The sequence below is a fragment of the Paenibacillus barengoltzii G22 genome (assembly GCF_000403375.2).
GTDB classification, from domain to species: domain Bacteria; phylum Bacillota; class Bacilli; order Paenibacillales; family Paenibacillaceae; genus Fontibacillus; species Fontibacillus barengoltzii.
In genome coordinates this window covers 785967-799964 of the sequence record NZ_KE159653.1, presented here as the reverse complement: position 1 = coordinate 799964, position 13998 = coordinate 785967, and the positions used below count along the sequence as shown (strand labels likewise).

The 13998-nt window shown below is 53.6% G+C and carries 10 protein-coding genes; 7 read left to right on the top strand and 3 right to left on the bottom strand.

Features of this window, described 5'->3' with window-relative positions:
• The first annotated feature begins 132 nt into the window (after window positions 1–132).
• The 5 genes from C812_RS12025 to C812_RS12005 all read left to right on the top strand — a co-directional run bounded on the left by C812_RS12025 (window position 133) and on the right by C812_RS12005 (window position 6386).
• Complete coding sequence (locus C812_RS12025) at window positions 133–2889, top strand: GH36-type glycosyl hydrolase domain-containing protein (RefSeq protein WP_244268311.1); 2757 nt, start codon at window positions 133–135, stop codon at window positions 2887–2889.
• Between the two features lie 18 nt (window positions 2890–2907).
• Window positions 2908–3792, top strand: coding sequence for a hypothetical protein (locus C812_RS12020; RefSeq protein WP_016312926.1), 885 nt, complete (start codon window positions 2908–2910; stop codon window positions 3790–3792).
• A gap of 215 nt (window positions 3793–4007) precedes the next feature.
• A complete protein-coding gene (gene serC / locus C812_RS12015; protein WP_016312925.1) occupies window positions 4008–5096 on the top strand; it encodes a 3-phosphoserine/phosphohydroxythreonine transaminase in 1089 nt (362 codons plus the stop codon).
• A gap of 168 nt (window positions 5097–5264) precedes the next feature.
• On the top strand, window positions 5265–5729 hold the full coding sequence (gene trmL / locus C812_RS12010) for a tRNA (uridine(34)/cytosine(34)/5-carboxymethylaminomethyluridine(34)-2'-O)-methyltransferase TrmL (protein WP_009227014.1): 465 nt from the start codon (window positions 5265–5267) through the stop codon (window positions 5727–5729).
• A 411-nt stretch (window positions 5730–6140) separates the two neighbouring features.
• Window positions 6141–6386 (top strand): AbrB/MazE/SpoVT family DNA-binding domain-containing protein, encoded by a 246-nt coding sequence (locus tag C812_RS12005; RefSeq protein WP_016312924.1) that lies wholly within the window; start codon window positions 6141–6143, stop codon window positions 6384–6386.
• An 856-nt stretch (window positions 6387–7242) separates the two neighbouring features.
• Here the strand turns inward: C812_RS12005 and C812_RS12000 are convergent.
• Together C812_RS12000 and C812_RS11995 are read right to left on the bottom strand one after the other, a co-directional pair.
• Window positions 7243–8310, bottom strand: coding sequence for a phosphodiester glycosidase family protein (locus C812_RS12000; protein ID WP_016312922.1), 1068 nt, complete (start codon window positions 8308–8310; stop codon window positions 7243–7245).
• Window positions 8307–8717, bottom strand: coding sequence for a hypothetical protein (locus tag C812_RS11995; protein WP_016312921.1), 411 nt, complete (start codon window positions 8715–8717; stop codon window positions 8307–8309). The genes C812_RS12000 and C812_RS11995 overlap by 4 nt, the downstream gene beginning before the upstream one ends.
• A 199-nt stretch (window positions 8718–8916) precedes the next feature.
• On the opposite strand from C812_RS11995, the gene C812_RS11990 reads away from it, so the two are divergent.
• Entirely contained in the window at window positions 8917–10632 is a 1716-nt protein-coding gene (locus tag C812_RS11990) for an aminotransferase class I/II-fold pyridoxal phosphate-dependent enzyme (RefSeq protein ID WP_036625124.1), read from the top strand.
• 26 nt (window positions 10633–10658) lie between these two features.
• Here the strand turns inward: C812_RS11990 and C812_RS11985 are convergent, their stop codons facing one another.
• Complete coding sequence (locus C812_RS11985; protein ID WP_016312919.1) at window positions 10659–11411, bottom strand: DUF2161 domain-containing phosphodiesterase; 753 nt, start codon at window positions 11409–11411, stop codon at window positions 10659–10661.
• Window positions 11412–11647: 236 nt separating this feature from the next.
• On the opposite strand from C812_RS11985, the gene C812_RS11980 reads away from it, so the two are divergent.
• Window positions 11648–13543 (top strand): PrkA family serine protein kinase, encoded by a 1896-nt coding sequence (locus tag C812_RS11980; protein ID WP_016312918.1) that lies wholly within the window; start codon window positions 11648–11650, stop codon window positions 13541–13543.
• The last annotated feature ends 455 nt before the right edge of the window (window positions 13544–13998 follow it).

The following is a 13998-nucleotide window of genomic DNA, read 5'->3' as shown; positions in this document are numbered from 1 at the left end:
ACAAACAACCTCCCCATTCAAACGGATGGGGAGGTTTTATTTTTTGCGACTTGAAACCCTTTACAAACCGAGAGATAGATCAGATAATGAAGTTATCGAAACCGGTTTCGACCCTTTTTGAAATTGGTTTTTTTGAATTCAACGAAAGGGATGAGGGAAATGGCGACAAGCGGCTGGAGATTTGAGGGGAACGAGGGGGTGTTTCGGCTTGAGCAGCCTGAGTTAAGCAGTTATTTGTATTTTCCTTTGGTGAATGAAGCGGGGATGATGTCCTCGGTATCTCCCAATTTGCATGGGCAAGCGACAACCGGACATAATTCATTCCTGCTGGAACCGATCTCGGTGGAGAGCTTACATAACTCCAAAGCGGCTCGGAACTTTTGGATCTATGTTGATGGTTATGGGGCTTGGTCTGTAACGGGAAATTCCGCGCGTCAAAATGCGGCGTTATTTTCAGAGGAGAAAGAGAACACGTCGCTGGAAGCCGGGTTCCTATGGCATAAAATCACCCGGGAAAGCAATCGTCTAAATTTAAGAGCTGAAATCACCAGCTTCGTTCCTGTGACGGACGATAAAATCGAGCTAATGAAAGTTCGGCTGACCAATACCGGGGATCAGGAGCTCGCCATCACCCCAACTGCTGCGATTCCGCTGTATGCGCGTTCTGCTGACGATCTGCGGGATCACCGGCATGTGACCTCATTGCTCCACCGGATCTATACCTCCGCTTACGGCGTAGAGGTTCAACCGGCGCTGTCGTTCGATGAGCGCGGGCATCGTGTGAACAAAACGGCCTACGGCGTCTTTGGAGCTACGCAGGACGGTACCCCTCCGATTGGATTCTTCCCGGTGACCGAGGACTTCATCGGTGAGGGCGGGGCTTTAGACTGGCCGCAGGCGGTGGTTGACCATCGCCAGCCAGATGTTGAAGCAGGCGCAGAGATCGAGGGATATGAGGCGGTCGGCGCGCTCAGGTTCGCTACGACCCAGCTAGCACCGGGGGAATCGGTGGCCTATGTCGTAGCCATGATGATCGCTGATGACCGAATTGATACGAAACGCATGGCAGCTGCCTATTTGTCTGAGGCGCGATTTGATGAACTGCTGGAGGAGAACGAAGCTTATTGGCTGGGGAAGCTCGATACGCTCGCTTTTCATTCCGGGGATAAACAACATGATCTCTGGCTGAAATGGGTGACACTACAGCCGATTTTGCGCCGTTTATATGGAAACTCATTTCTCCCATATCATGATTATGGACGCGGCGGACGCGGCTGGCGTGATCTATGGCAGGACTGTCTGGCTTTGCTGGTGATGGAGCCGGATGAGGTGGGGCATTTATTGTATAACAACTACGCCGGCGTGCGGATCGACGGCAGTAACGCAACGATTATCGGCGCGAAGCCGGGCGAATTTATCGCTGACCGTAACAATATTCCGCGGGTATGGATGGACCATGGGGCTTGGCCGCTGTTAACGACGCTCTTGTATATTCATCAGAGCGGGGACCTCGGCTTTTTGCTGAAGCCGCAGACGTACTTCCGCGATATTTTCACTAAACGCTGTAAGGAACGGGATCTGTCCTGGACGCCGGAGCAGGGGAACAAGCTGTTGACTCAGGATGGGCGGACTTATGAAGGAAGCATTTTGGAGCATATCCTGCTGCAAAACATCGTGCCGTTCTTTAACGTAGGCGAAAATGGCAATATGAAGCTGGAAGGCGCAGACTGGAACGACGGATTAGATATGGCGCCGGAATGTGGGGAAAGCGTCGCATTTACGGCGTTTTATGCCAGCAATTTGCGGGAGCTCTCCGAGCTGCTTCCTCGATTAGCGCAAGCGCCGGGAGGAACGGACACGATTGAGATTGCCGAAGAAATCGCCGTGCTGCTGGATAGCCTTGACACGCCGGTGAACTATGACAGCATTTCGGCGAAGCAGAAGCTGCTGGAACGTTATTTTGATTCCGTTGTGCCTGCCGTTAGCGGGCGGAAGCGGAAGTTTAGCCTACAGCAAGTGGCAGAGGATCTTCGGCGGAAAGCGGATTGGGCGTTTGAACATTTACGGAAGCAGGAATGGATTCGCAGTGCGGAAGGGTTTGAGTGGTTTAACGGATATTACAACAACGATGCTGTACGGGTGGAAGGAGACCATCCCAACGGGGTGCGCATGACGTTAACCGGACAAGTGTTTACAATTATGGGCGGTATTGCGACCGAGGAGCAAGTTGGCAAAATCACAGCAGCGGTGGATCATTATCTCAAGGATGAACGCATCGGTTACCGGCTAAATTCGCGGTTTGGTGAAATTCAGCAGAATTTGGGGCGGGCGTTTGGGTTTGCTTTTGGCCATAAAGAAAACGGGGCGATGTTCAGCCACATGACGGTGATGTACGCTAATGCGCTATATAAGCGCGGGTTTGTCCAGGCTGGCAAGCAAGTACTGGATTCCGTTTACCACTTGTCCGCGGATTTTGAACGCAGCCGGATGTATCCCGGGATTCCGGAATATATTAACGAACGGGGCCGGGGCATGTATACTTATTTAACGGGATCGGCCAGCTGGCTGCTGTTGACGCTGCTGACGGAAGTATACGGGGTCAAAGGCGATTACGGCGATCTGCGTCTGGAACCGAAGCTGACGGCAGAGCAATTTGATGCAGCGGGAGAAGCGTCCGTGATTACCAGTTTCGCCGGACGTCAGTTGCAGATTGTTTACCGTAACCTGCAGCGTGCCGAATACGGGGACTATCGAATTGGTCAGGTTGCCCTCAATGGCGTAACACTGGATTCCAGTTCTCGTGAAGGGGGCTGCCTTATTCCGCGTCATGTGATCGAAGCGCTGCCGAAAGGAGCTGTTCACCGGATAGAAATAACGCTAACTGCGTAATAGATAGGAAGGGAATCCATGGCTTATTATTTAAAAAACGACCGATTGCTCGTTGAAATTGCCGAGCTCGGAGAAGCGTACCAAGGCACCAGGTTCGACGGGACCGGAATCATCACAGGCGTTAAGCTGGATGGACAACATCAATTCTGTGTGCCGGAAAGCTTGACGCCTGGAACCGGTACGGGAGGCATTGGAATTTGCAGCGAATTTGGCATTAAGGAAGCGATCGGATATGAAGACACCCGGGTGGGGGAGCAGTTCCCCAAGCTGGGTGTAGGCTTGCTCACACGGCCGGATGAAGCGGAGTACCTGTTTTATAGGGATTACGCCTGCCAACGGTTTGAGACTCAGGTGGAGCAAAGGGGCGAGCAGCAGATTTGTTTTACGACCGAGCCTGCGGAATGCCGGGGATACGCAGTACGTATGCAAAAAAACATCGAGATTTCCGATAATCTCCTGTCTGTGACCTACACACTGGAGAATACCGGAAGCCGGGTAATTACGACCGATGAATACAGCCATAACTTCCTTGGTATGGATGGGTATGTGGTAGGTCCAGATTACGTGCTGAAACTGCCGTTTGCTCCGGAGATCTGGAGCGATGATCCATCGACGCTAGAGGGCATAGTGTTTGAGGGGGATCAAATGAGCTGGGAACGTCGTCCAGAGAAGGACTTCTATTTCCGGATGACTCCCTTCGACGGACGTGAAACCCCTTGGCTATGGGAGCTCAAGCATCGGCCCAGCGGACTGACTGTGCGTGAGCGAAGCAAGCTTCCGTTAAGATCAGCCGCCGTTTGGGGGCATGGTCATGTCATTTCCCCGGAAATGTTCGTTGCGGTCCATGTGCCACCGGGAGAACGACAAAGCTGGACGCGGAATTACGAGTTTAGCAGTATTTGATAAATGATTGATCTTCGTATAGTTCACATGACCCATGAACAAAGAGAATCATAAAACGTTCATCTCTTTCCCTTGATGAAGCGTTAATGTGTCAATTCTGCAAAATAGTGAATTTTTGCGAAATAACGGGTTGCTGGGAGATCGAATAGTTGCTATGATAATCGATAATTATATTCGAAACCAGACATCGATTGTAAAGGGGAAGGATGGGAGAAATGAGTAACAGAGCTTATAACTTTAATGCGGGCCCAGCCGCATTGCCGCTGGAGGTCTTGGAACGGGCCCAGGCCGAGTTCGTTGATTTCCGTGGGACAGGCATGTCGATTATGGAGATGTCCCACCGGGGAGCCGTCTATGAGTCGGTTCATAATGAGGCAGCTGAACGGTTGCTGAAGCTGTTCGGCCAACCGTCCGGTTACCAGGTGCTGTTCCTGCAAGGCGGGGCTTCCACCCAATTCGCCATGCTCCCGATGAACCTGCTTACAGAAGGCAAGAAGGCCGGCTATGTAAAATCGGGCAGCTGGGCGAACAAAGCGATTAAGGAAGCCAAGCTCATCGGCGAAACGTTTGTTGCAGCATCCTCGGAGGAAGATAAGTACATGTCCCTTCCGGACCTCAGCAACCTGAATCTGCCGGAGAACACCGCGTATTTGCATGTCACCTCTAACGAAACGATCGAAGGTACGCAATACCGCGAGTTCCCGGACACCGGCAGCGTTCCGTTGATTGCCGATATGTCCAGCGATATTTTGTGCCGTCCCTTTGATTTAACTCAATTTGGCATGGTGTATGCCGGAGCGCAGAAGAACCTGGGACCATCTGGCGTAACGGTGGTGATCGCTCGCGAAGAGCTGCTGCGGGAGTCTCCAAAGCATCTGCCAACGATGTTCCGTTACGATACGCATGCTGAGAATAACTCGCTGTACAACACTCCTCCATCCTTCTCGATTTATATGGTGAACGAAGTGCTGAAGTGGATTGAAGAGCAAGGTTCGCTTGAGGGAATCGAGAAGAAGAACCGGGACAAGGCTGATTCTCTGTATCAAGCGATTGATGCCAGCGGCGGTTTCTACCGTGGTTGTGTCCGGCCGGAGAGCCGTTCGATCATGAACGTGACCTTCCGCCTGGCGAACGATGAGCTGGAGAAGCTGTTCGTGAAGGAATCGGAGAAGGAAGGCTTCGTGGGGTTGAAAGGCCATCGCAGTGTCGGCGGCCTGCGCGCTTCGATTTATAACGCCGTTCCCAAAGCCAGCATTCAAGCTCTTGTCGAATTCATGGAACACTTCCAAAAAACGCACGGATAAAGTTCGCAGCAGGGTTTCCGTCAGATGCCCTCTGCTGATCCTAAGTACCCCCGACTTGTCTGCATGCAGGCGAGTTGGGGTTTTTTAGAGTCAAAATTTGATATAATGATCAAGTCCGGTTTATGACGCGGCCGGGTTTATTTTTTAATGACGAGGAGTTCGATCATCATGGCGTTACATATTGTGCTGGTGGAGCCGGAAATTCCGGCCAATACAGGAAATATCGCGAGAACGTGTGCGGCTACGGGCATACATCTGCATCTGGTACGTCCGCTTGGATTCCGCACAGACGATGCGACGCTGAAGCGGGCAGGCTTGGACTATTGGTATGCGGTGCATATTGAATACCACGATTCGTTTCAGGAAGTGGAGGAGAAATATGCGGGAAGCCGCTTTTTCTTCGCTACGACCAAAGCTAAGAAGCGTTATACGGATTTCAAGTTCCAGGATGGGGATTTCTTTGTGTTCGGTAAAGAGACGAAGGGCTTGCCGCCGGAGATATTGGAAGCCCATCCCGACACGACGATGCGTATGCCCATGACCGACAAGGTCCGTTCGTTGAACTTGTCTAACTCGGCGGCAATTATTGTGTATGAAGCGCTGCGCCAGCTGGATTTCCCCGGGATGCAATAATTCCGATTCGGGGAAGGAGCCTTTGATGAGGGCGTGGAGCCGGCGGTTGCTTGGCTCCTGAACCCTTGGGGTGATGGGGAAGAAGGCTGATGCGGGAAGAATCAACCTTCGCTGACATGCAAATCGGTGTAGGATAGAAAGTAGAGGATGAATCTAGGCAAAGTTGCAGGGAGGACGGCTGAACGTCGATCGATTCTCCCTCAGCTTAAGTGCCATCGACACTACACGGGGAATGGGGCGGTGGAGCAGTTATTGGTGAAGTACCATAGTTAAGGTCGTGCAGGCAAGCCGGAAAAAAATTAAAAACATGGAACTTTAGCAGGAATCCTAAAAAAAATAGCGAAATATAATAGATTAGGTATTTGGTTCTATTTTTACATAACTAATTTTTCAGGAGAGGTGTACAATTTTATGAAACCTGCTGGTGTGGTCCGTAAAGTGGATCAACTCGGGAGAATCGTGTTGCCTAAGTCACTTCGCAAGAGATATCAAATGAACGAGGGAGATCCCGTCGAGATTTTGGTTCAAGGGGATCACATCATTTTGGAGCGTTACCGGCCGAAATGTGTATTCTGCGGATCGATGGAACACGTTAGTGACTTCAAAGAGCGGTCCATCTGCAATCAATGCCTGGTCGAAATGAGCCAACTGTCCTAGTCTCGATCCAGGACATTTGATGGGTTTATCGGCCTTAGAGCGTAAGCCTAAATGAGCTTCCTGTGCGGGAAGCTTATTTATTTTGTCGAAGTTGCTCGTATGGGGGCGGTTTTGATATTCAATTGGGCCCTAACGGACCGTAGAGACCTTATTTGGCGATTTCCCGGTTATTTCCCGTTGTAACGGACCCTAATGACCTTATTCGCCTATCTGAGCAGGGATGGCGGGATTTTTCTGCAAAATAAGGGCTTCTCAGTCCGTTAGAAATCGGAATGTTCGCAGAAGGGAGTAATAACGTCTCTGAGGTCCGTTAGCATGGGGACGTCGGAGCAACATGAGACGATTTGAAAACAACGGAAGGCCCGGCTGAATCCAAGATTCGAAGCCAAGCCTTCTGCATTTGAAATAACTTCGTGATGGGAAGTCGCCCTTTTGAGTGACCGGTAAAATGAAGAGTCAAAAGGGCGGGTTATCAGCACCGAGAAGGTTGGAAGAAGCTTAGGGACTGAGTAGCGGAGCGTAGCAAGGGGCTACGAGAGCAACGGAAGGCCCGGCTGAATCCAAGATTCGAAGCCGAGCCTTCTGCATTTGAAATAACTTCGTGATGGGAAGTCGCCCTTTTGAGTGACCTCTTAAAGGCCTTTGGTTTTATCGTCGTTATAGGCTGCAGTCAAAATCCCGCACAAAAACATCGCCAAAACGAGTGCAATAATCCAGAACGTTAAAGAGAATGACAAGCCGAACACCTCCACGTTGTACTCCTTCCCCTATTATACCCGGCAATCGTCCAAAAATAAATCAAAATGTGATGGATTTCATAGACAAGTTGCTTGTGGAAGAAGACGTTGGTAGCGGCTCATTTAAAAAACAAGAAATGCGTGGGCACAGGCCGAAGTGCGCCGTCGGACGGGTGGTTGATCACCCGGCCATTGACAACCAGGGAGGAGGAGCCTCCGCCGTCCAGGTTGTAGGCGTCCTGTACGCCCAGGTTCGCCAGTTTGTTTTGCAATTCTTCCAGCGTTGCGCCGGAACGGCCCTTTTCATTATCGCCGTCGACGACCAGCACCAGCAGCTGATCATCCTTGTAATTTCCGATCACCGTGCGCGGCGCCCGCAGCGGGGAGGTCTTCCACTTATCCGGGATCGGGAGCTTAACTCCATTTTGCAGCAGGATGGGGACAAAGGAAGCGCCGAACTTTGGTTGCAGCTTGTCCAGGCTCTCCTTGTTCTTAAATTTGCCGCCGATCAATTGCCCCGACTGATTTAGTCCAACGAAAAATAAATCCTTATAAGAAGGCTCAAAGCCGTTCACGTATTGCCCGTTGAGGACCGTAGTGCTCAAGGGGTAGCGTTGCCCGCGGGAATCGGCAAATCCGCCGGCGTTAATGCCGGCAACCGCTCCGTAGCGCTGCACTGCTTGCTTCGTCGTTTCCGCCCCGCCCAGCCGATCTTTGCCCAGCGTCATTTTCATGGCATCCGGTGACTTGAGTCGAATCTTCATCGCATACCCGCGGTACGTGCCGGGGTTCACTTTGTAGAGCTCGATGCGAATCCGGTCGCTTTGGATCGTCTCAAATGGTACCCCTAACTTGGAGGTGATCCGCCGATCGTAGATGGATTCGGGTTTGGCGGATACCGTCTTGGCATTTTTGACGATGTCGCTCATGGTTTGGGTAGTCTTCTGGTAGAGCTCGGCCGTCTTTCGGATGGAGGAAATGGTCGTCTTGGCGTCTTTCTCCGCTTTCGTTAATCCTTCCGCGATGGAGGCGGTGGTTTGGAAGACGTCCGCTTCGGGCGTGATGGGGTGCGGTGACCGGTTCCATTGAATCGCGGCCCCGCTGACGAAGAGAGCAATCAAGAGTCCGATCAAAGGTCCAGTAGCCAGCAGAAAAAAACGGTTGATTTGTTTAACTGGTGTGATCATTTCAGCAGATCCATCTTTTTCTGTAGTGCGGCCAACTGTTCCTTGACCTCGCTTAATTGCGAGAACAATTTGTTGCTGTTATCCGTTTTTTCGCTGGTGTTGTCCTTGGTGAATTCAAGCAATTCGTTGAACGCTTGCACTTTGTTTTGCAATTCCTGAACTTCCTCGGACAAAGCGGTGAGCTGGGCAGTATAATCGGCTTTCATGAGCTCGGCTTCGCTTTGCCATTTGGCGTCCAGCTGGTCAATCATCGATTGCTTCAAATGGTTGCTATACATATAGGCCGCAGTGACACCGGCACCGATCAGCAGGATCCAGATCAGAATAATCAGGGCTACGGAAGGCCGCCGTGTTCTCCTGCTGCGACTCGTTTCGGTGACGGTTGCAGATTCCGTAGAGTAAGGCATGGAGATTCACCTCTAAACATAGTTTCGTACGTTTTGTGCAGCTTTCATTCTATCATGTCGACACGAGGTTCGCAAAAATGATAGATTTGCCAATTCTTCGCCAAAATCAAGCACGACGCAGGGTTTGGCTCCTGTTGTCTGGGAAATTTGTCCTGCAGTACAATTGCAGATACAAGTGAAATGGAAACGGGGTGTTCTTGTGGACACGGGCTTGGAAATGCTAAAACGTCGGCTGCCGCCGGTCTTTGCCCAGGAAATCGAGGATGGGGTGCGGGGGGGCCGCCTCATTTCATTAGCAGGGCTGCATGGGAACGGGGGCGGCGTGCGGCTGGAAGGGATCTCCGCTGCGGACGACCAAGGACAAAGCGGATCGAAGGAAGGGCGCCGCGATGCTGGCGCCTTGCTGGAATGGTTGGCTGAGGCCTATGAAGAGGCCGAAGGCATCCGCACGGACCCGCAGCAATGGTTGCTGGCTGAAAGCGCTGATGGGGCGCTTGATTTGCTGCTGCGGGTGTTGGTGCCGGGCGGCGGCACGGTGCTCGTCGAGACGCCGGCCGCCCCGGAGGCGCTGGAGCTGATGCGCCGCCGCGGAATCCGCGCGGTCCCGGTAGCCTGTGACCGGGACGGCATGCTGCCGGACGATCTGCGGCGGAAATGCGAGCCGTCCGGAGGGCGGCCCGCTTTCATCTATGTGACGCCGCATTTTGCCAACCCGTCCGGCCGGGTGTGGAGCCGGCAGCGCAAGCTGGCGTTGCTGGAGCTCAGCGAGCGGCTGGGGGTGCCGATCGTCGAGGATGATACGGCGTGTTTGGTGCCGCTCGCGGAGGGGGTTTTTGCCACGGGAAGGGGAAAGCGGATGAAGGTGTCCGCTGCAAAGGCAAGTACGAAACCGGAGGAGGGGATCCATAAGGACGGAGAGGCAAAGCGAGATGCGGGAAGTCATCCCATTTCGGGTGCGGCGGAGACCAAGGACGGGGTTGGGAAGCGGCGTGAAACGGAAAATAAGCCTGAGGCAGACAATCTTAGAGGGGCGGGCTATCAAGAAAACCGAGTTGAACCTGCGGCAGAAGATACGGGGATGAATAGTAGTGAAAGTCCAGGAAAGGGGGGTGCCAAGAGCAGCGGCCTACGCGGGGAGCTGGGCGTGGGACCGAGGGTGGAAGTGAGGGGCGAGCCGGACGTAGACCTGAAGTCAGAATTGCTGGCAGAACAAAGCGGTGTAAATGAAGGAGTGGCTGAGGGTAAGAGCCTGGCCGTCAGGCAGGTTGAGAGGGAAGCCGAGGGACACCGCCGAGTCGAGAATTTGGGCGAGGCTGGGGCTGGTGCGGATACCACGTCGCTGTATGCGCTGCGCCAGCAGGCGGGACTGTGGGGAGCCGAGATCGTCAGCCTCGGCTCTCTGGAGCGGACGCTGACGCCGCAGTTGCCGCTGGCCTGGCTGCGCGGCGAAGCGAAAACGATGGAACGGCTGCGCCAAGTTCCATCGCCCGGCAGCTCCAGCGCCGCGGGTGCGGCCGTGGCCGAGCGAGCCCGGCGGCTTCACGCCTGGCTCGCCCAGCCGCCGGGGCGCGGGCGCGCCGCCGCCGCCGCAGCTGCGGCGGCGTATGCCGCGCGGCGCGCGCTCGCGCTGGAGCTGCTGCAGGCGCCCGCTTGGCGCGGCGCCTGTGTGGAAGACCCCGGCGGCGGGCTGTTCCTCTGGCTGCGCCTGCCCGCCGGGGTCTCCAGCGAAGCGCTGCTGCGCGCTTCGCTGTTGGAAGGCACAGCGTTCCTGCCGGGGACGCTGTGCTATGCCAAAGAGCCGGATGATCGCTTCATCCGGCTGACCGTTGCCGCGCATGATCCGGCGCAGCTGCGCGAAGGGCTGGCGCGTCTTACCGCCGCTCTCGCCGAGTTCACGGTGCGTTCTGTGGACTAATCCAGAACCAAACCACTGAATCGCTCTTATCTCTGTTCCTTTTCTGTGGTCGCTGCCGCCCGCCGCCAACTGTCCACGACATGGGCGTACTGGCGAAGCCCTTCTTCGCCAGCCGGTGTCAACGCATATCGCCCGCGCACCACGCGGCGGAACCAACCGTAATAATCGCGCTGCAGGATCGCGGCGGCGCTGCCAACGCCGCTGCGGTCGCGCGCGTCCTTGGGCGACATTTCACCGCCGCCTTCTTCAATGGCGAGCGCCACGCGCAGCGCCCGTTCGCGGTAGGCTGTCACCAACTTGGTGCCGGTACTGCCGCCAACGTTGTAGTCGCCGCTGCGCTCGTGGAACTCGTGAAGCAGCTTCTCCACTCGGCGCTTAACCACCTTCGGCCCCGGCAAGTATAGGGCGCCGTCCCCCGGCTGACACAGGACTTCCACGAAGGCAGGTTTTGTTTTATATCGAGTGACCGTGATCAACCCGAGTCCCAACCTGCGGCATAGCATCGTAATTTCGCTCCATCGCTGGTTGTGCGCCCCTTTTTTGGCGCGATTCCGCTCTACGGCTAGATACACATCGGAGCTTAGGCGCTGTCTCTCCAACCCCTGCAGCAGCAGGGGAAGATTAAACGTCTTTTTGATCTCCACAATCAGCGGCTCATCGCGATCCGGCCGAACGCCAACCAAGTCGCAATGCCGCACTTCCCCCTTAATCACATACCCTCGCTCCTCAAAAAAAGCCTTCAACGGAGCGTACAATTCCGTCTCATGCTGTACCGCCATGACGATCCCCTTTTCCTCTTCGTTCCCATGATCCTGTTCAAGATTATATCACAAAGCAAAATCCCTACTTTTTCCATCTGAATATTTTCATCGGAAAAAAGGTCAACTTCTCTCTCCCCAGCGCATAGGTATGTAATACACTTTTTTATCGTGGATGCTCCATATCTGGTCACGCAAGTTCTAAAGATCGGGGACGCGGGAGAACCCCTAAAGCGGGAGTACAGGAGGTACCTAACATGGACATTTTTGAGCGAATAGCGGCTTATCGGGCGGAAAGCGACTCCTTGTCGTGGAGCGGCACATTTAAAGATTATGTTGAACTGTTGGCCAAAGACCCTTCGCCGGCGATGACCGCCCATGCCCGGGTTTATGAAATGATTAAATCCTACGGCATTGAAGAAGTAGACGGCCGAAAAAGGTATAAATTTTTTGAGCAGGAAATCTTCGGTCTGGATCGGGCCATCGAAAAGCTGGTCGAGGAGTATTTTCACTCCGCTGCTCGTCGGCTTGACGTACGCAAGCGGATTTTGCTGCTAATGGGGCCGGTCAGCGGGGGCAAGTCCACCATTGTAACGCTGCTGAAGCGCGGGCTAGAGAAGTTTTCCCGGACCGATAAAGGGGCGGTGTACGCCATCGCCGGGTGCCCGATGCATGAGGACCCGCTGCACCTCGTTCCGCATGAACTCCGGCCGGAAGTTGAGCAAACGCTGAAGGTTAGAATCGAAGGCAATTTGTGCCCGGTGTGCCAGATGCGACTGAAGACGGAGTATGGCGGCGACATCGAGAACGTCAGAGTCGAGCGGGTGCTTTTGTCCGAAGAGGAACGGGTGGGGATCGGCACGTTTAGCCCCTCGGATCCGAAATCCCAGGATATCGCTGATTTGACTGGCAGCATCGATTTTTCCACCATCACCGAATATGGTTCCGAATCCGATCCGCGGGCCTACCGCTTTGACGGTGAGCTGAACAAGGCCAATCGCGGCCTGATGGAGTTCCAGGAAATGCTGAAATGCGATGAGAAGTTTCTATGGAATCTGTTGTCGCTGACCCAGGAAGGGAATTTCAAGGCGGGGCGGTTTGCGTTGATCTCGGCGGATGAGCTGATTATCGCGCACACCAACGAAGCGGAGTACAAAGCGTTTATTGCCAATAAGAAAAATGAAGCCTTGCAGTCGCGGATGATCGTCATGCCGATCCCTTATAACCTCAAGGTGTCCCAGGAGGAGAAAATTTACGCCAAGCTGATCGCCCAGAGCGATATGAATCACGTTCATATTGCGCCGCATGCTCTGCGGTCCGCCGCGATTTTCTCCATCTTAACCCGGTTAAAGGAGACGAAGAAACAAGGCGTCGATCTGGTGAAAAAGATGCGGCTCTACGACGGAGAAGAGGTTGAAGGATACAAAGACGCCGATTTGAAGGAACTGCAAAACGAGTACCTGGAAGAAGGCATGTCCGGCGTCGATCCGCGTTACGTCATCAACCGGATTTCCAGTGCGCTGATTAAGCAAGATTTGCATTGCATGGGCGCACTTGATATTTTGCGGGCTATCAAGGACGGTCTCGACCAGCATGCTTCGATTACAAAGGAGGAACGCGAGCGTTACTTGAACTTCATCAGCATCGCCCGTAAGGAATACGACGAGATTGCCAAGAAAGAAGTGCAAAAAGCGTTCGTCTACTCGTTTGAGGAATCGGCGCGTACGTTGTTCGAGAACTACCTCGACAACATCGAGGCGTTCTGCAACTGGACCAAAATCCGCGATCCCCTTACCGACGAGGAGATGGATCCTGACGAGCGGCTGATGCGCTCGATCGAGGAGCAGATTGGCATCTCGGAGAACGCGAAGAAGGCGTTCCGGGAGGAAATTTTGATCCGGATCTCTGCGTATTCGCGGAAAGGGAAGAAATTTGAATATAATCACCACGACCGGCTGCGGGAAGCGATCGAGAAGAAGCTGTTCGCCGACCTGAAGGACATCGTTAAGATCACGACTTCAACCAAAACGCCGGATGAAAATCAACTGAAACGCATCAACGAGGTCAGCAAGCGGCTGATCGACGAGCACGGCTACTGCCCGGTGTGCGCCAACGAGCTGTTGCGTTATGTCGGCAGTTTGTTGAACCGGTAAAGCGCAGCAGTTGCAAGGTGGAGGGAGATCCCTCCACCTTTTTTGGCGTGCTTGGGGGTGTATAGCAAGTTACTTCACGTCCACCGTGCGCGCTTGCTCACTACTCGATCGAATCATGCCTCACCACGTCGCATTCACCTAGTAACTATTTAGATTCAAGCTCCGTCACGTCGCATGCCCCCACCAACGAAACTAGATTCGTATCCCTGTCGTCTCTCCCCACACCAACTAACTGGATTTTCTACCGTTAATTTTGAGCAGGGAAGGCGATTTGAACCAATTAACTGGAAAAAGTACCGCTAATATCGCCTCAAACCCGCCAATCCAATAAAATCGTCCAAATTAACGTTACTTTTTACCGCTAATCCTCTCCAAAGCGCAAAAAGAGCAAAATTAACGGTAGGATTTACAGCTAATTCCCCTTCGAGCCCCAGCCTAGCTCCAAGCGAGCCCCA